Source organism: Vibrio sp. Vb1755, assembly GCF_033338635.1.
Taxonomy (GTDB): Bacteria; Pseudomonadota; Gammaproteobacteria; order Enterobacterales; family Vibrionaceae; genus Vibrio; species Vibrio alginolyticus.
Genome location: NZ_JAWOTA010000002.1, coordinates 231,164 through 252,863, shown reverse-complemented (window position 1 = coordinate 252,863; position 21,700 = coordinate 231,164). Strand labels below are relative to the sequence as shown.

Genomic DNA, 21,700 nt, shown 5'->3' with positions numbered 1-21,700 from the left:
AAAATGCGGAGGAATACTCCCCCGCATGAAAATTACATTTGTTGACCTTTAACACCGCTGTAGCCGTATACCAATGGAGCAGAAGTGTTGTTCTTATCGTCAGTAGGAGTCACTGTCATCATCATTTCTGTGTAAGAAATTGTGATAGTTTCAACTGGACGATCGTCTTGGATAGAAACTGAGTAGTTAGAAATCATCGCATCAGTCAGTTCGATCTTCATGATCTCTTCAACCTTCTCACCCTGCTTAGTAATATGGAAAACCGCTGGTTTACCTTTACCAATCGTCGCTTCTTTAAATAAGTCAGGAGAAGAACGGTCTTGAAGTTTAGTGATAGTCAAATCATATAGACGAGTAGCGCTCGCTTCACGGTCCATCGCTGTACCAGTGTATGATGAGATCTCACGACCTACACTCCAATCTACAGATAGTAGTGTAATCAAATCTTTGTATTGCTCGGCTGTTGCCTCACCCTTAATATCTGCGTATTTAAGATACGTATTAGACTGCATGCTAATCTCCTATAGCATTATTAATTGACATATATCGTAGTAATTTAATTATCTGACGTTTGGTGATAATTAGTGATTAATGTATCAAAAACTTCATTTTAAATACGCCCTGTTATATCTTTAAATAAGATTTAATTTAAGCGTTTTTTATAAAAAATAATAGTTAATATGAACCAACTCCCAATTATTATTGAGAGTGTAAAGGATGTTAAACTATTGAGACATCAAGTCCACTAGTTGTACCTTTAACAATAATTTCATCAAACGTCTTATCATTAAGAATTGCATGCAATATTTCATGAGAAATCTTCGGAAGCAATGTATTTTCTATGGTTGTTTGTACCACACGCGCACCACTGCCAGACTCATTGCTATTGTCTACAATATCATTAATTAGTTCCTCATCAAAAAACAGGTCAGCGTTATAGTGCTTACGAATACGAGTCGTAATTTTATCCAACTTTAATTTTGTTATTTCTATCAATACTTTTCTTGATAGAGGCAAATAAGGTAATACGTTCACACGCCCTAAAAATGCAGGTTTAAAGTCGACCAACAAATCATCGCGTAAAGCATCTTTTAGTGCTGACGGCTCAGGAGATAAATCAGGATCAGAATACAAAGACATCGTCGTTTCGGTCCCTGTGTTCGCGGTCATAATAATAATAGTGTTTTTAAAGTCTATATCTCGACCTTCACCGTCTTTAATTGAGCCTTTATCAAACACCTGATAAAAAATATCTTGAACACCAGGGTGCGCTTTTTCCATTTCATCGAGGAGAATTACACTATAAGGTTTACGTCTAACAGCTTCAGTCAGTACACCTCCTTCTCCATAACCGACATAACCAGGAGGAGAACCTAATAGCAATGAGACTTTATGCTCTTCCTTAAATTCCGACATATTGATAGTCGTGACATTTTCTTCACTACCATAGACTTTCTCTGCAATCGCCAAAGCCGATTCGGTTTTACCCACTCCGCTTGGTCCGGTTAGGAGAAATACACCATTTGGTCGTGTCTCATCCGTGAGCTGCGCACTCGCGGTTTTTATCACTTCAGACATGAGCTCTAAAGCGTGATCCTGCCCGACAACTCGCTTACACAAACTTTCTTTCAAACCCAATACTGCTTGGATTTCATCATCCTGAAGTTTACCTAGCGGTATACCGGTCCAATCCGAAATAACTTCTGCGATTAGCGCTTCATTTACATGCGAAAAAACTAAGGGCTGTGAGTTAGCGGAAAGGTTATTTTCAAGCTCTTGTAACTTGTCTCTAGCAGTTTCAGAACCCTCCTGGATTATTTGGGTTCTAAGTGACTTAGCTTCATTTACCCATTCTTTTTCTTTTTCCCAAAGTACTTCTAATTCAATAATGTCATTAGATAGCGCATCAATCTCTTTTCGGACACCTTGCAGCTGCACATCAAGAGATGCTCCTAGCCGACTCTCTTGGCTAAGATGCTCATACTCAGCTTGCTTTGCTTTAAGTTTGTTTCTTTTCGCATCTAGGCCTCCCGGTGTAGATGACTGACTTAACGCAACTCGAGAACAGGCCGTATCCAAAACAGAAACCGCTTTATCTGGCAGTTGACGACCATTAATGTATCGAGCTGACAGTTGGACCGCTGCATTGAGAGCTTGGTTAGTGATATGAACATCGTGGTGTTGTGCCATTACATCAAGTAAGCCTCGTAACATTTCGATCGCGAGTTCAGGGGCAGGCTCATCAACCTTTACGACTTGAAAACGCCTAGTTAAAGCTGCATCTTTTTCAAAATACTTTTTATACTCTGCCCACGTTGTTGCTGCGATCGTTCTGAGTTCACCTCTCGCTAATGCTGGCTTCAGAATATTCGCCGCATCACCTTGGCCCGCTTGCCCACCACCGCCAATTAGGCCATGAGCTTCATCAATGAACAATATAATAGGCTGTGGAGCGTCGTTTACTTCCTTAACAAGGTTCTTAAGCCTGTTTTCAAACTCACCTTTCATGCCTGCGCCGGCTTGCAGTAACGCCAAATCCAGAGACTTAATTGCCACATTTTGCAGAGCGGGAGGTACATCGCCATCAATGATCTTTTGCGCCAAACCTTCAACAACGGCTGTTTTTCCAACACCAGCTTCTCCCGTAAGAATCGGGTTGTTTTGTCGGCGTCTTAATAAAATATCGATCATTAGGCGAATTTCATTATCTCTACCAATCACCGGATCTATTTTACCTTCCCTAGCTTGCTCAGTAAGGTCTGTTGTAAATTGATTCAAGGCGGAATTCGCGTTTGACTGCGCTAAGTCATTCGATCTTGATTGAGGCGCATTACTTTCTTTAAAGTTCAATAAGCGAGATGGTTCTATCTTGTTTAGTTCAGGACTAATCGAACCAGCCATGTTGACTAACGTATCATCAGACAAGTAGGCAAATAAAAGATGGATGCACCCCAACTGTTCTTGATTGAATTCAATGGTTGCAGACAACAAGGCATTTTGCATAACAGTCACCGTATGAGCTGATAGCCCAGGCACCGACTGGCATCCTGTTTTGTATTTTTCTAATGCCTTTTGAATATCGGTTTCAACCTTGATTTTATCGACATCAAATTCGTCAAAAACTTCAGAGTAAATATCGTCAGGATGGCGGATAATCATCATTAACCAGTGAGACATTTCAATACTGTGATGAGTTCGGGAGCTTGCCATCGCAGCTGCCTGTTCAAGTGTTTCCTTAGCCTGAGGAGACAATCTTTCGACCAACGCTGAAAGTGAGAGTGAAGCCATTACATTTCCTTTAAATAGTAATTGTTATAGTTCGATCTTTTGTACGTTCGTGTTTTTTAAGCACAGAACCAATACCTAACTGCCCCTGCTGTTTCGATAAACAAGCTTGTGGTAGCAAACTATGTTTGGTGGTGAGCTGCCACTTCAGTTGTTTATGTTTTCCAATCAACTCATAAGCAGCGTTCTTAATGATTGCTATATTGGGTTGGTTAGGAAGCAATTTACTAACTAGCTGTTTATCTTTTGGCAGAAATTCTATTGTTGTCCCCGCGTTGATGTTCCATGCTTTCGAACCCAAAGACGCTCCTAAACCAAGTTGAGCAAACTGCCCTTCAGGCATAGTTCGGGATGCAAGGCGTGTTTGCTCTTCTTTCGTAAGGTGTAACCATTGTCCTTGAAATTCATGAACTTTTACTTGGCATCCAGATAAACATTCAAGAATACTTTTCAGTCCACCTTTACTTCTCACTGGTGAAGCAAACACACCACCATAGTGCCGGGACAGTGAACTCCCTTTCCCAGTTAATGCCGATTTACAGCTTTCTAACGGCGAACGCGCGCCCTGCGCATGCGCACGAGACTGAACAGTCAGCTGACTCAGTTGCCAACATCGATAATAAAGAGATAATAAGCGATGATTGAAAATATCGTAGAAGTCCACCATAGCCGTATCGCCTTCTTTTTGGCGATGTAAAGCTAATTCACTATAGTGCTGGGGAAGCACACCTTGCTCACCCGTTAGGCCTATTAAATTGGTCTCAATCTCTAACTTGCTGTCATCTATATTTTTCAGTTCACAAAGCTGAGCATTTTCAAAACCTAATGATGGATTAACCTTTAAGTTTAGCTTTTCATGCTTCGGTAACGCATCTGTTCCTATTTGCGCCTCTGCTTGCAGAACTTCGTGTTCAATAAGATGAATCGCTTCAAACAATGGATGTTGCTTTAATTCTCGATAAAATTGTTCCGCGCTCATAGCAACACCTTATCGCCAGTTAATGCGGGCCATAGGTGGAAAGACTTTCCCGTGGACTTAATTCTTATTTCTAACTGCGTAAAAATGTTAATTTCAGCATATTGCGAGAAGTAAACAGATAAAACACTACCTAAGAGAAAGATCTGCTCTTTAGGTAAAATTTGATCAGAAACCGTCAAAATAATTTTTATACCGTGCGCAAATCCAACTTTGCCTTTCTGACTAATTCTTCCTGTAGTAGGCTCAAACTCTAACTTAGTTAAAGCATCGATTACCGCTTTCGTTTCTGCTGTCCCAGAAAATGCATAGAGATTAAGGGTCTGCTTCAAAGTTGCTAAACCATCTTCCTCGGTAAAATGGTTTAAAGTTAAAAGCTTAGTTAACTGCCATCGTGTGCTTTCATCCATTTCTGGCCGAATAGTTTCTGATAAAGAAACTAAACAACGAACAGATTCGAAATTGTCATTTACCTCCGGTAAAGATACTTGCGGCAGCCCACCTCCAAATGGAAGTTTCTGCGCTAAGTTGCGGTTACAGCACTCAGCTTCCACGTACATTAACCAGTTTTCCCGGCTATCCGGGCTGAACAATTGATGTTTTTTATCAACAAAAGAAATGTAAGTTTCTCTACCTGGCTCATCATACCCACCAGCCCAGTTCTTATCCTCACGTCTCATCAACCAATAAATCTCACTAGTGTTTGTATAATGCGTGTGCTCACCAGCGTGATAACATGGCAAATTGTGGTACGTTTTGTTCCAGTTTCTCAACGTTACGTCAGAAATTGAGACAACCTCATTACTTTCAGATTCTTGGTATTGCGGAGACAAGTGGTAATCGTATTCAGTTGGTAGAATACGCTTAGGCTCCATAATACTTTTAAATAAGTTGATTACAGGCACACAACCTACCATTAAGCTTTCTTCGTCCACTTGCTTTGGAAGCCAGTCATCGTTGGTATCAAAGTAAAAATACAGTTCGACTTGCTCTCCAAGATCTAGCTCAGATAATCCAAGTTCGGTGATATCAAAGAACATAAACTTCTCAGGAAAGTGCAAATACTCAACAAGTAATCTTGCTCCTGAAAAGCTTCTTTTACTGTATGGCACAACTTTCTCATCTTCTGAAAATCCTACTTCAGAAAGATGTCTTTTGGTTAAAGGACGAACTTCTTTGCCATCCACAACAACAGATAAACCAATTAGGTTTTGAAACAGCATTTGGTAGAGCTTAAAAGTCAATTGAGATTGACCGTTTAAATAGAAGCGCAGCCGTTCTATCCCCATTTCACCAAGAGGAGTCTCTTCATCTTGAGCCGTGAGCTGTACTTTCAAAACTGAATGAGCATTGCTTTCCCATCGTGAGCCAACTGGCTTGAAAGGCGCATTTTTAAAAACGCCAGAGGTCACATCAACAGGATACATTCTGACCGGATAACAAGTTCTAAACTCGCATTCATGATATCCAGTAGCACCGATAACAACTCGCTCGCCTTCTTCTACATCAAAATAAGAGGAAGTGGAGTTAGAACAGCTCATTTTAATGACTGACATTGACGGGATTGGGGCGTGAAAATCCGGATATAACTGTCCCATCAAAGACTCTGTAAACTGAGGGTAACTATTGTCTAAGCTTTGTCTAATCCTTGCTGTTAGAAATGCGCAGCCTTCTAACAATCTTTCTACGTGTGGATCGTCAACCTGTTCCTCACTAATACGAAGTCTCGCGGCAATCTTGGGATACTGCTCACCAAACTCTTGCCCTTTGTGACGCAAATAAGCTAACTCGCGATTATAGTACTTGAGAAACTCTTCACTCATTTTGCTCTACTCAGTTTCATACCTAAATTTACCGGCTCTACTTCAGAATTGAATCGCACTTCATGAATACTGTTATCAATTAAGCAAGTGGCATTTATCTGTAACCTCAATACCCTATCAATAGCGTTTTTCTCGTCTGAAATCTGGACATGAGGGTTCCTTAACCTCGGCTCAAACTCTTTAATTGCATCATGAACGATGTCGCAAAGCTGATTCTGCCCTTCTTGGCTGCTATAGGGCATTGAGGAAAAATCTGGCAGCCCATAATTCAATATTGAATAACGAACCTCTAAAAGATCATCAGGAATGTTTTTCCATCCAATACGACTATTCAGCATCGACTCTAGATCTCTAAGTAAGCTGCTCAACATCTGTTGCTGGCTTGCAGGGAAGTCTTTCTCATCTCGAGTGAGAGGATCACTATCTATCAATTTGTCGAGCAGAGAAACGGTTAAAGACATGATATTTCTACGCTATTTGTTTCTGTTCTAATAATGTAGTCAAATCACAGATTGGAAGCGCCGAATCACCGACTAACCAACATTTTTGACCCAAGCCAACAAAAGATTCTTGCTCACCAATCTGCTTCCAATCCGTTTCTCGACCTAACTTTTGCGCATCGGTCTCTGAGTCAACATATGTCAACGGCATATGGCCTTCGCCTTCACCAAGTCCATCGATATCAAACTCGACAGGTCGCCAAATACTCTCTAACAATGAAGTAGGTGCTTTAACTTCTAGCGTATGGATGCTCGATATGGGTACAAGAAAATAGTTACCTGCTGTAGAAAACAGTTCAATGTAACCACCTAAACGATCATCAATATCTCTAGCATCTTCGTAGTTTGTGCCGTTTACGTTAAACCCTTTAATAGTACGATGCTCTTCAATGCGATGCGATAGACGTGACGCTTCTTCGTACTCTTGATTTCCGAGAGCAAGATTAAATCGAACAAGCTCTTTAGTTAATTCCTCATCACCTATTACTTTGGCACTAGCCGCACCATTGATAAAATCCTTTCTAGCTTGAGCTGCTTTCACTAAATGTCGTAGCTGACTTGCACCAGGCAGATACTCAGGAAACAATTTAATCGATTGCATGAGCTGAGCGTCCGCACGCTCGAAGTCCCCATCAATGCAAAGAAGCTCAATGAAGGAACTTCTCAAGCTCGCATCTTTAGGTGTTGCTTTAATTTCATCAGTTAATTGCTCTAGAGCGTGTTGCAATAGGCCTTGGGACAAAGCATTTTTCCATTGAGTCATTGTTATTTCCTTACACCATGTGCTCTGGTGATAATTCGGTAATTAATTTAATGCTAGATACCATTTGATCGAGTTGAAAATGCGGTCGCAAATGGATAACTGAGTAATAATGTCCAGGAGTTTCTCTTTTCTCTCGAACTGTAATTTTCGCTTCATTTAGGGGATATTTAGCTCGAAGCTCATCAGACGCTTCATCTGATGCGGTAGTGTACTGATGTAACCAGCGTTGAAAGTCACGCTCTAGGCTTTCTGCATCTTGATACCCACCAATTTTGTCACGCCCCATAACCTTGAGATAATGTGCGACTCGCGATACACACAATGTGTATTGCAACATCGATGTCAGTTTTGCATTCGTTGAAATATGCTTTTCTGCGTATTGTTTGGGCTTGTAGAGAGATACATTCGAGGTCATCCCTACCATATCAGTCTCAGGTATTGGAGAAATAGAAATAAAACCGCACTCAGACAATTCTTGTTCTTTTCTCTCAGAGATTTTCAAGTTTAACGGACATCTTTCACGATCATTCTTGCCGTTAACACGCATCTTGCTCCTTGTAGGAGCGACGATAATGCCCTGACTGTAATCGCCTTGTTTAATCCCTCGCATATGCGTGAACCAACCATGTTCCTGAAATGCTCTAATTGATACGGCAGCAAAACAGTACGCACTACTCCCCCATAGCAAATCTCGGTTGGAGTCGTAGATGTGTTCTTGAAAATTGAATTTATCATTCCGCGAGCCATCACTTTTGTATGGCTGACGGAACAAGACGTTAGGTGCAGTCAAACCAATAAATTTAGCGTCATCGTTATCTCTCAAACTACGCCACTTTGCATAATCTTCCTGTTCAAATTGGGCTGCTATATCTCTTATCGCAGAGAGTTGAGCGAAACTATCAACACCAAACATCTCTGGCGATGCAGACATGATAAATGGGCTGAATGCTGCAGCTGCAGACTGAGAGATCTTACTCAACACAGACAGATCTCTATCAAAATAATTTTTACTAGGATCACAGCGAAGCTGATAATCTCCAACCACCACACCAAAGGGTTCTCCCCCTGCCATGCCATATTCATTTTGATAGAGCAACTTAAATAGTGCTGATTGGTCAAACTCGATGGCTTTTAAAGCATCTTTACTGATTTCATTCCATGTCGCCGTTAAAACCTTAACTTTTACAGAGTCCGATGAACGAGAATCAACCTGTTCACATAAATACCTAACTCCAACCCACCCCCTTTCGAGCTGTTGAAACTCAGGATGATGTAATATTTCATTTAGTTGAGATTCTAATAGCTCATCAATGCGGTTAATTGTGTTCATCACACTATGACGAAAGCTGTCCAAATCTCTTGAACGTGTACCTTCTAGCCAAATTCGCGCTGACGCTACAAGATCAGAAGATTCATTGAATCGAGTCAACCACGGGCTATCAAGTTCAGCATAGCCTCCGGTACTGAACTCATGTTTTAGCTTGCTAGGGTCGCGAAAGTTAAGTGACACTGCTAATTCCATCTAGAACATAAAGATTGGTCATGGCTGGCCTTTCGACCAGCCAATTCATTTCTTATCCACCTGACTGAGGGATCTTTGCCACAAGTCGCAAAGATGTGGTCAGTTCTTCCATTTGTAACCAAGGCTTCAGCCATGCTACGGCATTGTAAGAACCAGGTGCGCCAGGAATTTCCTTAACCTGAACACGAGCGTCTGCTAGAGGGTATTTCGCTCTGATCTCTTGACCACCGCCTTCAGAAGCATTGACGTAACCTAGGATCCAGCGGTTCAGCCAAGACTCAACGTCTTCTGCTTCCATAAAGCTACCAATTTTATCTCGAGCCATTACTTTCAAATAATGCGCAAAACGAGATGTTGCCATCATATAAGGTAGGCGGGCAGAAATGGCCGCATTGGCCGTTGCTTCAGGGGATTCATGGTTCGCTGGTTTTTGACAGGTTTGCGCACCAAAGAACACTGCATAGTTGGTGTTTTTGTAGTGACAAAGCGGTAAGAAACCAAGCTTACCAAGCTCCGCCTCACGTCTGTCGGTAATACCAATCTCTGTTGGGCACTTCATATCAGGGTCGCCATCATCACTCATGAAGAAATGCGTTGGCAAGTTATCCACTCGACCGCCGCCTTCTGCACCACGGATGGCAGTACAAAATCCATATTTTGAAAATGCGTCGGTTAACTTAACACCAAGAACATACGAAGAGTTCATCCAACAGTAGTCGTTATGTTCAGCGTTAACAGCAATACCTGAAACAGGATCTACTTCGAACTCTTCAAACCCAAACTCTTCGACTGGAGCGGTAGCTTGTCCGTATGGCAAACGAGCAAGGACTTTTGGCATCGTCAGACTAACGAAGCGCGAATCGGCACTCTCGCGGAACGAACGCCATTGGGCGTATTCTAGTGATTCAAATACCTTATCTAGGTCGCGTGGTTTTGACAACTCAGTCCACTCATCAAAGCCGAATAGTGCTGGTGAAGCTGCGGACAAGAATGGAGAGAAGCCAGAAGCCGCTACATTTGACATTAGGCGTAACGACTCAATATCTTCTGGGTGGTTGGTAAACTCATAGTCTCCAATCAATGCACCATACGGTTCACCACCAGCACTACCAAACTCAGACTCGTAAACCTTTTTAAAGATCTGGCTTTGATCAAACTCAACAGCTTTGCTCAAGTCTTTATGTAGCTCTTTCTTGGTCATGCTCATCATGCGAACTTTCAGAGTAGAGCTGGTCTCTGAATTCATCACTAGATAATTTAAGCCGCGCCAAGAACCTTCGAGTTTCTGTAATTCTGGGTGATGCATTACTTCAGACAACTGATCAGAAATCTGCCTATCGAGCAAATTAATCGCTTCACGAAAAGTTACTGTTAGGTTTTTGTTCCAAGTAACTGTCCCTTTCATTGCTTCTTCAGCGAGCGTTTTAATCAGCTCCTCAGCACGAGAAGCTTCGGTCTGCTTAGTCGCACCAATAGCTTGATCTAAGAATGAAGTTGTCTGTTCATTAACTGTTGGATCTAACTGTTTTTCAGCTTCAGTCGTCATTATTCCGCTCCTTCAGTACTGTCTGACTTCGCTTTCTTGTCAAGATCTAACTCGCCTGCAAGTCTTGCCAGATTGTCCGTATTGTTCAAAACATCCTCTAGGATATTTTCAAGCTCTTCTGAGCGGTCAACTTTTGTCATCAAATCACGCAGTTTATTACGCGTTTCCATCAATTGGCGTAGTGGATCAACTTGATTTACGATCGCAGCAGGCTCAAAGTCTTGCATTGATTTAAAGTTTAAATCGACCTCAAACTGTGAATCGTCATTCGCAAGCTTATTCGCAACTTTAAACTTCACCGATGGATTCATTTTTTTGAGTACATCGTCAAAGTTATCTCGATCGATCTGAATAAAACGGCGGTCTTTTAATGGCTTCAACGCTTCTGTGTTTTGACCAGCGAAATCACCCATTACACCTACAACAAAAGGCAGTTCTTTCTTAAGAGTTGTACCTTCAGTTTCAACATCATAGGTAATGTGGACACGAGGCTTCCGTACTCGTGATAGTTTCGAGTGGATACTCGTCATACCATTCTCCCTTTATTAATTTTCATTTTGTTCTGCTATGCCAACCAAACGGAAGTAGCTTTTCTTTGCATCCCCGTCGGAGATAAGTTCCGCCAGTAACTCCGGCAGAGGCATCCCACACCAACGAATGATCTGTTCGATGGAGTAAGAAACTGGTGAGTGAGGTTCACTCTCTCGGAAGAAATCAGCTACTTGCTGCAATTGTCTAATTGCCTGCTCTCGTGATTTCATGTTTGTCGCTAATAATGCATCACAACTTTGTGAACTTAACGGTTGTTCAGAAGAAGATTCATCAAGATCCTCTAGCTCTTCAATCACTGCTTGTGGTTGATTAAAACGATCTCCAAGAAGGTGCCTTAATGCCGAGTGTATTGATTCAAGTCTTTTTGATATATAAGAACTAGGAGTCACATCACCGACCGCTTCATCTAATCGCTGACTGAATTCATTAAATGATTCCGTAGCGAACTCCAAATCCGTGATTAATTCTCGATAAAACGTATCAGAAGTCGACTTAACCGTAGTTATAATTTCAGATAGCTCAACAGCCCCAAGCTCGACTCGATTTCGGCGCTTATCTTCGTCTAAGCGCTCAAGCTCTATAGCTTGCTGATATTCCCAATAGGCATAAGCTTGCTCCACGCCTAAGTCAGTCAATGGTATACAAGCAATTGGAAAAATAAGTGTTCCTTCACTATCGATACCATTGAGGCCAATAATCGCCGATATTCTTGTCTCAATACCATCTTCATCAGGCATTGGGTACAGATCATCCCAAAAGTTCTCAATTAAACTGGTTGCGAGTTTGTAGCCAACGCCCATACCACGAAAACCATACAATCGAGTTAGGGCTTCTATAAGCCAGGCAACAAATTCCAAATCTTTAGACTGATTCGTGAGTATTTCTGGGACATCTTCAATAAATACTCGCCATAAATTACTGTGGGTATAGATACTTTCTTCTTCTATAAGAGCATTACGTTCAGCGTTGCGGGCGGCCATACGCTGATCTTTCAACCGATAGTAAGCAGACTGTGGTGATACATCCTCTCTAGGATCAACACCTGTAGGATTTTCTTGAGATATAGGAGCCAACGCTTGTTCATACCAATCAAACATTTCATTACTCATAAGCTCTCCCTCTTAGAAAGACAGGTATTGTCGCGTCTTCTCTAGCTACTGTTTCGCACTCCGTTTGCGCTTGGCGAACTTTGATCAAAGCACAAGTTACGTTATCACTTGCGCCCCGAACCAAAGCCGAATGCATGAGCGCTAATCCAGCTTGGTTGACTGAGTCTGCATACAATGTCCGATGAATTTCATCACTCGTAAGTTCCTTAGAGAGTCCATCGCTACAGAGTAGAAACTGATCGCCGTCAGCCAACTGCCCTGAAACTTGATCAATAGTGACACTTTCGTCGACCCCAACAGCTCTGGTAATAACATTTGCAAGAGGGTGAGATTCGGCATCTTCAAATGCCAATAAGCCCTGATCCACTAAGTCCATGACTTGACTATGATCACGTGTTTTTTGGACAAAATTACCACTTCTAAGCTGGTAAATTCGGCTATCCCCCACCCAAAGACAGTGGTAATACCCATCCTGAATAAACAACAAAACAAGTGTTGTTCCCATCGTTTTACCGTCTAAGTGATTTTGTGCGTATTGGTAAATTTCTAAGTTCGCTTCTTGAACCACTCTTCGGATATCATCGATATTAGTATTGGAGACATCCTGCATGTGGCGCGCGACTCTATCCACTAGCATCTGGCTTGCTATATCGCCAGCACTGTGTCCACCCATTCCATCGGCAACCACCCAAATATGCTGCTCTGTCATATCCAACAGAGCATCCTCGTTATAAGGGCGTACTTTTCCTGCGTGCGATTTAGCAAAGGTAAAATAGTTCCAATTCATTCTTCTATCCTACCAATTCCACTTTTTCCAGCCGCCATCAAGCATGGCTGAAAACTGACCAATTGAAGGAAATCCACTAGTAATGAACATGCATGGTTCAACCTTCGTTGAACCTTCAGTCCACCAAAAACATGGTTTACTCAATCTTTCTTTAATGAGGTAATTCAAAAGCGTATTTTGATCAGTATTGCCGTGATCATGAAAAACTGTAGATATTTGGCTTTGATAAAGAAACTCTAGAGGCCTAACTTCACTTGTTACATTCGCAACGAGGTCATTTTTTTCTTGAGTACTCTTATGCCAAACATCAAAGACAAAGTCGTCCTCAAGTACTGAAAGAGCAAGAGCGGCACTGTCCTCTGTCCAAGCTCTGTCACCCCAATATTGCGCAGCTTCACCTTTTACGGCACGAGCTATAGTAAAGAAAAAGTATCTACCGCATGCATCAACACTAGGAATCATGCTACCAATGTAGGTTGAGTCTTCTAAATAGCTAATATCCAAAGCAAAGTGCCACACAGGAGCCGTTAAAAAGTGCTCATTCCAGCTTTCACCCAGTTGTTCCCTGCTGACTGCAATAACCGCCTGTTGCCAATCATGCCAACGCTCCGAGAAATCTTGTGATAAACCATCTTTCACAAAGTCCCCTTTTGCAGGCATTTTACCGATATAGCCCCAGCCTGATGTTATAAGGTTCGTGGACATCTGAACCTCTCCATTTCATTTGACCAAAACGGATTAATGGCACTAGAAGGAATAAGCTCTAGCTGCACCTTATTTCCCTTTAAATCAATCATAACTATATTGTCTTTACGCGATTCTGGCCTTGCTTTAAGTGATTGATCCAAAAGCTTGAATATGCCCCACTCACCTTCATAGGTATGCGCAATTTCGCGTTTAGATTCAGGTGGTGTGAACACAATTCGAGTCTGATCTTGACCGGCAGGCCAACTCAACGATTTAGCTCTTGCTGGTCCATGCTTATAAACCAAATCTTGTCCACCCAACTCTAAGACAAATCGAGTAATGTGCTGGTCTAGATAAACAGGCTTCATCCCAAACTCTACGCGTAAGGAATTATCAGATTCAAAGAAAGACTGCCTGATACGTTGCGCTCTTTGAAAGACCATTAGTGTTTCTGGACGAACTCCAATTTCCTTTTCTAATCGCCAACGACTTTTCGAAGTATCCACAAACGGTTCGAGGTATTCTTGGAAGAATGCGTCAAGCGTGCCTCCATAACCAAAGAATCGCTTAAAGTCTTTCAATCTGACTTCTCTGCTCGCATTGGGCTCGAATGGATATCTGCCAGCAATAGTCCGCTGATAAGGGCGCACCACTTGTGTTACCCAAAGTTGATTTAGATGATCCTTCGAACCGCTCTCCGCAAACTTGACCGACTCTTGAGAAAGCTCACCTAGCCATTGATTAAATGGTCTCGGCAAAAGTTCTTTAGCACGAGCAAAGGAAGCTGCGACATCTTGTGTAACGGTTCCATCTAAAATACTTTTGTAGGCAATTTTCTGATTGTTACCAGAGCTTGATAAGTCACTTAAATACGAACGCAAGTTAACCATTGCTTGTTGAATATCATCAAAGTCTTGCTCACCAAGGCGTAAGATCTCTGAAAAATGCGATTCGACTTCTTTACCTGGCAGAGCAACATTGAAACCGTTTTCTTCAGGTAAATACATGTCTAGTCTATCTGCCGTATTTGAAAACTTAACTTTGGCAACTTTACCAGCAACTTCAGAAGCGGCTTTTTGATTTTCTGACAATGATACTTTTGATAGAGCAACCTCTTTTTGGATTGCTCTCAACAAAGATTCGATTGGTCTTTCAACTCCAGATAAAACCCTCGCTTGCTCTGTCGCAAGTTCTAGGCTCGGAGCCTGCTTCAATTGAATATCTTCGATCAACGTTTTCCATTCATTAACATAATCTTGATAGTATCGAGACTGAACGCCTTGGATGGCACTATCTTGATCAATTTCATGGGCCTTAAGATCGTCACCATAAACCCAGTTCTCTTCCATTAGGCTTTTTACTGTACGGTTGATCTGAATCTGAAAAATGCTATGAAAACCATTGTACGTGTAGAAACCCGAAATGCCTTGTGATAGCGGTTTTCCACTAGCTCGCTCGAACTGCTCAAGCCCTTTAGGTCCCAATACATCAGTCAAGCGAAATGAAGGTACATGACTCTTAGAAAATTGTATTTTCATTCGCTGATAAGCACGTTCAGGTAGAGACATTTGAGTCAACACTTCTCGAGCACTCGTCACGGCAGCAGTGTTGTAAGTAAAGCCTTGTCCATCGTTGCCTAATAAATATTGAGTGTGCTGTAGCAAACGTCTTCTTAAGTCTGCGTTTAGCTCACCCGGATATTGACGTTCGAAATAAAAGTTAAACCAAGCCAACACTTCATCTTGTTGATATTTGTCTGGATTGAATAACATCAAATACGTTTTTAACGTTTCGTACAAATACTCACGATGCTGTTGATTGCTCTCCATTTCTGACACCAAGCTATCAAGAAGCAGAGGGGCGTAATATTGGGTCAAAGCATCAGAATATGCATTGTTTGCCGCCTGAGACACTTTGTCTCCTTGATAGAGACCAAACCTCTTTACAGAGTCGGCATCACCGTAGTCGCTTTGCTTTCCGAGAGGAAGCGTCATCAACCTATCTAATGTTTCTACAGCTGAAACAATATCCGCTTCAAAATCTAAACTTTGAGCGCCAATCATTGCATCAATATGGCTCACTTGTTCATTGGTATCGACAATTAACTGTGAGTTCCACTTATAACTCATAAACCAAAGCGCAGAAGCTCCTAGCAGTAGCGTTGTACATCCAATGTAAACACCTCGACGCATCCAACCTGACTGCTTTTGATAGTGACGATTAACTGTTCCTAACAGTTGCTCTTTGAAAATAACCTTGTCAAAAAGATTCTTTACGAAATAACTATGAGAACCAGTCTGACTCTTTGCTAGAGCTAAACGATTTAACCCAAGTCCATTGGTTGATTCATTCATCAGCTTATCGACTGGTAAGCCTTCTTGAACCGAACTCAACATAAACACACCACGAATCAAGGCAGGCTCTTCAAAACTGTTTTGTGCAAAAATTTCAGCTAAAAACTCGTCAAGATTAGCTTGTAGCACTCTTAATTGCTTTGGAAATTCAAAGATAAGCGCGCGTTTATCTAAATCGTCCTCTGTTTCAAGTATTCTAAGCATACGGGCATCAAGGCGCTCCAACATGCCATGAAATTCTTTGTTGAATAGAGAAATAACGCCTCTTTCATCATCCACTTCACGAGGGAACATGAAACCAAATAATTCCTCTCGCTCTTCCTTACTTAAATCGGCAAAAAACTCATTGAAACCGGCAACTAAATCCATTTTGGTGAGCAATACGTAAATCGGAAACTGCATGCCTAACTGGTTTTTCAGTTCTTGAAGTCTCGACTTAATTGCTCGAGCATGAAGACTTCGCTCGGTTCGAGTCTGAGACATCACGCTGGCTAAACTTATCGTAACAATCGCACCATTAATTGGTCTTTGCGTTCTATACTTTTTCAACAATCCTAAGAAACCATGCCACGCTTTAGAGTCGACCTTTTCTTGACTGTCTTGTGTCGTATACCGGCCAGCCGTATCTATAAGAACTGCTTTATTTGCAAACCACCAATCACAGTGGCGAGTGCCACCTACACCGGCAATAGAGTCAGAGCCAAGGCTGTCTCCTAATGGAAACTCTAACCCCGACTGCTTTAATACGGTTGTTTTCCCCGTTCCAGGAGGGCCAATCAACACATACCACGGTAAGTCATACAAGCTTCTCTTGCCTTTGTGTGTTTTCGTCACTACTTTGACAGCTTGCTCAATACGCTCGCGCATTAAGTCAATTTCACTTGCCGCTTCTTTATCTGATAGGCTATCAACCTCAAGCAACGTTTGAATACTTTCGTCTTCTTTCACCTTTTGCTTATGCTGCTTGGTAACGTTAAATATCGCCCAAAGCAACACCAACACTAGAATAGTGACTAGCCGTTGAAAGTCACTCTTTAGGGGCTCATATCCCGCTATCGCAATAAGTGGACCAACAACCCAAATGAAAATAGAACAAGCAGCGACACCTATAAGACCGAGAAACCATCTTTGAGTAAATATTCTGCCAATTTCTTTAATACGCATCTCTATCTACCTATTATTAATTCGCGACAAGAAGGTCGATTTCAATCCGGCGGTTAATAGCTCGGTTTTCATCACTACTGTTTTCAACTAATGGTCTTGCATCCCCCAATCCCTCGGGTATCACTCGCCCTTCTAATGCACTATTCGAGATCAGTTGTTCAGACATAGCAGTGGCTCGAGCTAATGATAGGTGCCAGTTCGAGGGATATTTACTCGTGAAAATAGGCCTATCGTCGGTGTGACCAGTAACAATGATCTTGCCTTGGGTCGACTCCAATGTTCTCGCAAGCTTAGAAATAACGGGTTGGATGTAAGCGACAACATCAGCACTACCTGATTCAAATAGATCTTGAGACTTTAACGAAATTCTTACCCTGTCTTGCAGCGGCTCAACATTGATTAGCCCCTTACCGATCTCAGTTGCTAGATACATTGAAATCTTTTCTGCAATTGGCGCTGATTTTGATTCTGACGTTGCATCTTGGTTAAGTTGTTGCGGTTGAATCAAATTGACTAATTGAGAAAAGGTGCGATTGGATGCCTTATTTAGCTCATAACTAAAATACATATATATGCAGACCAATAGTGCCGCCGTTACAGAACATACAACCCAAAGAGGAGCTCTATCAGAAGCCTTTGAGCCATTCAAAATGTGTTGGTCGATACTATTGCTTAGTTCCTGAGGGACTCCTCTCCCATAAGTCTTAAGAGTAGCAATAACCTGTCTTCTCAATTTCCGGTGCGATTCCAGTCCATTTTTTTCTAAACGGTATTGACCCAGAAACCCGAGAGATAAGCACACATACATTAGTTCAAGCAAATCTAAGTTCACATCTGGTTTCGCCATGCACTTATCAAGATGCTTAAAGAACGCTTCCCCGCCTTGACTGCTAGCATAGAAGGAGCTAAGTAATGAATCGTGACTCCAGAATGAATTCCCACCCCAATTGGTGTTAAGGACAACTTCATCTAGTGAACAGCATAAACAATAACGAGCTGTATCAATGGTATCCAAATCAACGTCATGCTGACGTAATCGGTTCTCATAATCTCTAAGCTTTTGTGCCAATGTCTCTTTTAGAAACAACGGATCGGAATGAGTCGCTGTCGAGCGAATTTGACCGATAATAGATAACAGGCCATTCGCCTCTGCTAGTAGAGAGTTATTCCCATAAGCGACCACTGAATCATTGTTCACCAATTCAGGACTTTTTGAGATAACTACGGTATTATCCACAGACTTTTCTGATTGTGGTTTCGATGCGGGTGCTCTTCCACCCGGTGTTGGTTTTACTATCGTTTGTTCCATACAGAGCGCGCCTATTGATTAATACTCCAAAGCTCAAGTTCAGCATTCGGAAAATGCCCTGATAGGTGAAGCGCAATACCGCCACTATCTTTTAGCCTCATCCAAAATGGCCCTTTCTTGACAACTTCGAAATAAACATAGCCCGTTTGGTAAGGAATCTGTCTCGGGACGACACTCAACGGCACTACGTTTATACCGTTGATCTGATTATTAATTAGATCGCGAATCTGTTCTGCCGGGCCAAACTTGAGTTGCGCTGGGACCAGGCGTCTTATTTCATCTGTTGTGGTGTCTGCTTTAATTGCTAGCACAAATTGGCATGACTCAAGCAAGCGTTTATCTGGAAGCGGCGTCACTTGAATACCGTATTGGCGAGGCTCCAACGGAAGTTTGGTCGCAGTTTGGTCAAGGACAACACTGAGGTACTGACTGAGTATCTGATTCAACTCGCTATAGACACTTGATACATCTAAGTGATCATACGCAAGCAAACTTGGGACTCTTTTAGTTTTATTAGAAAAAGTGGCTAACTCACCAATGTAACCTTTAAGTGTCGTCGCTAATTCCAGTGGATGTAACCTATCTAACTCACTGAAATGCTTTAACTTCGCCTCATATCGGTTCAGCATTTGGAGCATGATGAAATCAACAGCAGATGCCGATGCAGATTTACCCTTAATCAAGCGCTGTGCAATAACGTCAGCACGCATCTTTGTCATCGCGATAACGTTACGTAGATAAGCTGACATAACTTTGTCGCTAAGGAGGTTGATAAGCGGAGGAACGTACTCATCGTCTAGTATAACTTCCCCTTCAGGAGTTACCTCTTTGATCCTTAAGATAGGTAACTCCACATAACCCGCTAATTTGTCATTACTCGCTTTCAACTCTAGGTTAAGGGCTGCAACTTGGATGGTTTCTTCATCTTGTCCTGTAAGGTTATCTATCACGTCGATATCTTGAAGTACATAACGAGAGACGATCGATTCGCTTACATCCGAAACGTTTTTACCTGTAACACTTGAAAGAGGGAGAGTTATTTTTACTAACGTATTTTCAGTGTTTTTATCAATAAGTAGAGGCGAAACTGAATCGTTGGATATTAACGTATTAACCAACGTCATATCTGGCAAAACAGCTTCAAGATGCTCAAGTTCAATAAGACCATCTTTTAGCGCGTGTTTTTTTACTCGACATTTCCAAACTCCCCAATTGTAAACCCCACCTAACTGATGTAAGCCCTTGAATTCTTGAGAGGTTGCGCGTTCTTGTTGTTGGAAGTGCTGGGGACGTAAAAACATTCCTTCGCACCAAGCCGTCTTGGAGTATTGCGTCATTTATAATTAGCCAACTAAACGTTATTTAACGACCAAAGACAGATCTTCTAACAATACTTGATATGTGTTGTAACCGGTCTTATCCACTTTAATGACTTGTCGCCAATTTGAGTTTTCAATATCTCGAAACGCTACGACAATGCCTAAATATTCTGTCTTTGGAGACATACTTGCTTGATATGTTTCTTTCTGACCTGGAGTTAATGAAACTTCATATTTATTCACTAAATCAGGTCCTAAGACTTTTTCACTTTCTTCATAAATAGAAAAAAAGTCCTGGCTTTCGAAAATGGTATTTGACGTTAATTCAAATACATACACCACTACAGGAGAAGGCCTGCCGTTTGAATCAGGATTAATGTTATGACTTGCTGCTATTTCTAAATCTGAGTATGGATCAACAACTAGGTTCGCTGCTGAGCACCCAAATAAAGCCATTGAAATTAATAACAAAATATATTGGTAAAACTTTTTCATCACCCTAATTCCTAGCCTTTGTTTTTTAATGCTAATTCATAGTGCTTAGCGAAGTCTTCTAAATAGAACGGAGACTCTTTATTGATAATATCATCGGATAACTTTTCATGAATATCCTCAAACCTCTTCCAACTTTGAGCATATTTTCTAGCTGGAATAACCTTATTAATAACCGTGTCTTTCGCTAAAGCATCTGAGTATATAGAAGTAGGTTCAACAAGTGACATAACACTCGAAACCGTACCTTCAACACCTTTCATTAAGGCTTGCTCATGACTTTCGATGTCATTAAATGCTTCTTTAATGGCTGCATTTGGCTTTAAGAAGCTAGCGGTTTGACGGTTATATAAGTTATGAATCGCATCTTCTAAGTTTGCAGAAAACTTTAAAGGGTTATTTTCTGACTTACGAAATGCGGTATGACTAAGTCGATTTGTTTGTTTAAACACTGCTCTGTTATGCAGTGTTTCCATTAAACCAACTAGCATCAAAGAAAATGACTCCCCCAGTTGTTCGAACCATTCCTCTCGGTTATCGCTGGGAATCATCATTGGATCTATACCCACCCCTCTAACAAAAGCCGCAAGTTCACCCCCATTGGTATCAAAGTTGGGAGTCGATAGGTGTTCTGATTGTCGGTTAACTTTCGGTAAAGTTTCAGATACGGTGCTCTGTTTTTCGGGCTTTGGGATATCAATAAAATCATCGACTAAACCAATATCTAGCTGAAAGTCAGAAGGAACACTTTCGTTTAAGAGTTCACTAGCACTAAGGCCTAGGTCAACAAATTCCTCTTCTGATGGACTTGAGACTACTTCAGGGGGGGCGCTAGAAAGACTTTTACTTGTCTCAAGGCTGAATACATCTGTATCTGTTTGAACAGAAACTGAAATTTGATAATCCCCTAAGCTAACCATATCGTCATTGCTTAGTGCTATTTCATTTCCTTGACCCACAGGAGTTACAGCATTATTTACAAAAGTACCATTAGTTGAGAGGTCTTTTATCAAGTATTTGTCACCAAACTTAATCAGTTCTCCGTGGGTTCCGGATACCACTCTTTCAGGATCTGGTAGTGTCCAATCACATTGTTCAGACCTACCAAATGTAACCTTGGCATGTTCATCACTTGATTCAAACACGAACTCACTCTCAATCTCTGGAGTAAATTTGTGAAAACTTGTTATGGTTAAAACCAACTTCATGTAAACCTCGCCAAAGACCTGCTAGATATTATTTTTAATTTTATTATTAACTGCTTTCTTATTAACAGTAAGATTAATAAAAACCTTAATACTGCCATTGAAAATCATGCACGGAATAATGAATCATTTTTTTATCAAAGCAATCACGTATTGTTCAACAATTTTAATTATCCAACCAAGTTCAAATTTTTGACACTTAGACTTTCATCAATAAAAAAACGAATGTTAGTTTGGCCGAGAAATTCTAACATAATGACTTTTCATTGAGCAGAAAGGTATATATTCCCCCATCATTTATACGGAG

The 21,700-nt window shown here is 41.4% G+C and carries 17 protein-coding genes; all 17 read right to left on the bottom strand.

The genetic code is table 11. From position 1 onward, the window contains the following. Positions 1-32: 32 nt before the first annotated feature. On the bottom strand, positions 33-512 hold the full coding sequence (locus R7E00_RS03665; protein ID WP_005375967.1) for an Hcp family type VI secretion system effector: 480 nt from the start codon (positions 510-512) through the stop codon (positions 33-35). A gap of 208 nt (positions 513-720) precedes the next feature. Further along, positions 721-3,288 carry a type VI secretion system ATPase TssH gene (gene tssH, locus R7E00_RS03660; RefSeq protein ID WP_017820212.1) on the bottom strand — a complete coding sequence of 856 codons (2,568 nt, stop codon included), beginning with the start codon at positions 3,286-3,288 and terminating at the stop codon, positions 721-723. A 10-nt stretch (positions 3,289-3,298) separates the two neighbouring features. Then, complete coding sequence (tssG, locus tag R7E00_RS03655; RefSeq protein ID WP_005375963.1) at positions 3,299-4,264, bottom strand: type VI secretion system baseplate subunit TssG; 966 nt, start codon at positions 4,262-4,264, stop codon at positions 3,299-3,301. Continuing rightward, positions 4,261-6,084: a type VI secretion system baseplate subunit TssF gene (gene tssF, locus R7E00_RS03650; protein WP_017820213.1), complete on the bottom strand. Its 1,824-nt coding sequence runs from the start codon at positions 6,082-6,084 to the stop codon at positions 4,261-4,263. Before tssF ends, tssG begins: the two co-directional genes overlap by 4 nt. After that, the gene (tssE, locus tag R7E00_RS03645; RefSeq protein WP_017635621.1) at positions 6,081-6,545 is read right to left on the bottom strand and encodes a type VI secretion system baseplate subunit TssE; all 465 of its coding nucleotides are present in this window, start codon (positions 6,543-6,545) and stop codon (positions 6,081-6,083) included. The genes tssF and tssE overlap by 4 nt, the downstream gene beginning before the upstream one ends. 7 nt (positions 6,546-6,552) lie before the next feature. Beyond that, a complete protein-coding gene (locus R7E00_RS03640) occupies positions 6,553-7,347 on the bottom strand; it encodes a type VI secretion system accessory protein TagJ (protein ID WP_005375952.1) in 795 nt (264 codons plus the stop codon). Between the two features lie 10 nt (positions 7,348-7,357). Further along, positions 7,358-8,869: a type VI secretion system contractile sheath large subunit gene (gene tssC / locus R7E00_RS03635; protein ID WP_064369227.1), complete on the bottom strand. Its 1,512-nt coding sequence runs from the start codon at positions 8,867-8,869 to the stop codon at positions 7,358-7,360. A gap of 52 nt (positions 8,870-8,921) precedes the next feature. Continuing rightward, positions 8,922-10,415 carry a type VI secretion system contractile sheath large subunit gene (gene tssC / locus R7E00_RS03630; RefSeq protein ID WP_005375950.1) on the bottom strand — a complete coding sequence of 498 codons (1,494 nt, stop codon included), beginning with the start codon at positions 10,413-10,415 and terminating at the stop codon, positions 8,922-8,924. Continuing rightward, on the bottom strand, positions 10,415-10,945 hold the full coding sequence (gene tssB / locus R7E00_RS03625; protein WP_005387524.1) for a type VI secretion system contractile sheath small subunit: 531 nt from the start codon (positions 10,943-10,945) through the stop codon (positions 10,415-10,417). The genes tssC (R7E00_RS03630) and tssB overlap by 1 nt, the downstream gene beginning before the upstream one ends. A gap of 15 nt (positions 10,946-10,960) precedes the next feature. Next, positions 10,961-12,076 carry a type VI secretion system protein TssA gene (gene tssA / locus R7E00_RS03620; protein ID WP_017820217.1) on the bottom strand — a complete coding sequence of 372 codons (1,116 nt, stop codon included), beginning with the start codon at positions 12,074-12,076 and terminating at the stop codon, positions 10,961-10,963. Next, on the bottom strand, positions 12,069-12,863 hold the full coding sequence (locus R7E00_RS03615; protein ID WP_017820218.1) for a PP2C family protein-serine/threonine phosphatase: 795 nt from the start codon (positions 12,861-12,863) through the stop codon (positions 12,069-12,071). The genes tssA and R7E00_RS03615 overlap by 8 nt, the downstream gene beginning before the upstream one ends. Positions 12,864-12,872: 9 nt before the next feature. Beyond that, positions 12,873-13,568 carry a type VI secretion system-associated protein TagF gene (tagF, locus tag R7E00_RS03610; RefSeq protein ID WP_017820219.1) on the bottom strand — a complete coding sequence of 232 codons (696 nt, stop codon included), beginning with the start codon at positions 13,566-13,568 and terminating at the stop codon, positions 12,873-12,875. Continuing rightward, a complete protein-coding gene (gene tssM / locus R7E00_RS03605; protein ID WP_005375942.1) occupies positions 13,550-17,068 on the bottom strand; it encodes a type VI secretion system membrane subunit TssM in 3,519 nt (1,172 codons plus the stop codon). The genes tagF and tssM overlap by 19 nt, the downstream gene beginning before the upstream one ends. A gap of 16 nt (positions 17,069-17,084) precedes the next feature. Continuing rightward, positions 17,085-18,377, bottom strand: a complete 1,293-nt coding sequence (gene tssL, locus R7E00_RS03600) for a type VI secretion system protein TssL, long form (RefSeq protein ID WP_005375939.1) — start codon at positions 18,375-18,377, stop codon at positions 17,085-17,087. A gap of 11 nt (positions 18,378-18,388) precedes the next feature. Further along, the gene (gene tssK / locus R7E00_RS03595) at positions 18,389-19,714 is read right to left on the bottom strand and encodes a type VI secretion system baseplate subunit TssK (RefSeq protein ID WP_213869732.1); all 1,326 of its coding nucleotides are present in this window, start codon (positions 19,712-19,714) and stop codon (positions 18,389-18,391) included. 21 nt (positions 19,715-19,735) lie between these two features. Beyond that, positions 19,736-20,191, bottom strand: coding sequence for a type VI secretion system lipoprotein TssJ (gene tssJ, locus R7E00_RS03590; RefSeq protein WP_017820223.1), 456 nt, complete (start codon positions 20,189-20,191; stop codon positions 19,736-19,738). Between the two features lie 11 nt (positions 20,192-20,202). Continuing rightward, on the bottom strand, positions 20,203-21,396 hold the full coding sequence (tagH, locus tag R7E00_RS03585; RefSeq protein ID WP_053307738.1) for a type VI secretion system-associated FHA domain protein TagH: 1,194 nt from the start codon (positions 21,394-21,396) through the stop codon (positions 20,203-20,205). Positions 21,397-21,700: the final 304 nt, after the last annotated feature.

Bases quoted from the DNA above. Each gene is read 5' to 3' on its own strand.
- R7E00_RS03665 (WP_005375967.1), bottom strand. From the start codon at position 512: ATGCAGTCTAATACGTATCTTAAATACGCAGATATTAAGGGTGAGGCA.
- tssH (WP_017820212.1), bottom strand. From the start codon at position 3,288: ATGGCTTCACTCTCACTTTCAGCGTTGGTCGAAAGATTGTCTCCTCAG.
- tssG (WP_005375963.1), bottom strand. From the start codon at position 4,264: ATGAGCGCGGAACAATTTTATCGAGAATTAAAGCAACATCCATTGTTT.
- tssF (WP_017820213.1), bottom strand. From the start codon at position 6,084: ATGAGTGAAGAGTTTCTCAAGTACTATAATCGCGAGTTAGCTTATTTG.
- tssE (WP_017635621.1), bottom strand. From the start codon at position 6,545: ATGTCTTTAACCGTTTCTCTGCTCGACAAATTGATAGATAGTGATCCT.
- R7E00_RS03640 (WP_005375952.1), bottom strand. From the start codon at position 7,347: ATGACTCAATGGAAAAATGCTTTGTCCCAAGGCCTATTGCAACACGCT.
- tssC (WP_064369227.1), bottom strand. From the start codon at position 8,869: ATGGAATTAGCAGTGTCACTTAACTTTCGCGACCCTAGCAAGCTAAAA.
- tssC (WP_005375950.1), bottom strand. From the start codon at position 10,415: ATGACGACTGAAGCTGAAAAACAGTTAGATCCAACAGTTAATGAACAG.
- tssB (WP_005387524.1), bottom strand. From the start codon at position 10,945: ATGACGAGTATCCACTCGAAACTATCACGAGTACGGAAGCCTCGTGTC.
- tssA (WP_017820217.1), bottom strand. From the start codon at position 12,076: ATGAGTAATGAAATGTTTGATTGGTATGAACAAGCGTTGGCTCCTATA.
- R7E00_RS03615 (WP_017820218.1), bottom strand. From the start codon at position 12,863: ATGAATTGGAACTATTTTACCTTTGCTAAATCGCACGCAGGAAAAGTA.
- tagF (WP_017820219.1), bottom strand. From the start codon at position 13,568: ATGTCCACGAACCTTATAACATCAGGCTGGGGCTATATCGGTAAAATG.
- tssM (WP_005375942.1), bottom strand. From the start codon at position 17,068: ATGCGTATTAAAGAAATTGGCAGAATATTTACTCAAAGATGGTTTCTC.
- tssL (WP_005375939.1), bottom strand. From the start codon at position 18,377: ATGGAACAAACGATAGTAAAACCAACACCGGGTGGAAGAGCACCCGCA.
- tssK (WP_213869732.1), bottom strand. From the start codon at position 19,714: ATGACGCAATACTCCAAGACGGCTTGGTGCGAAGGAATGTTTTTACGT.
- tssJ (WP_017820223.1), bottom strand. From the start codon at position 20,191: ATGAAAAAGTTTTACCAATATATTTTGTTATTAATTTCAATGGCTTTA.
- tagH (WP_053307738.1), bottom strand. From the start codon at position 21,396: ATGAAGTTGGTTTTAACCATAACAAGTTTTCACAAATTTACTCCAGAG.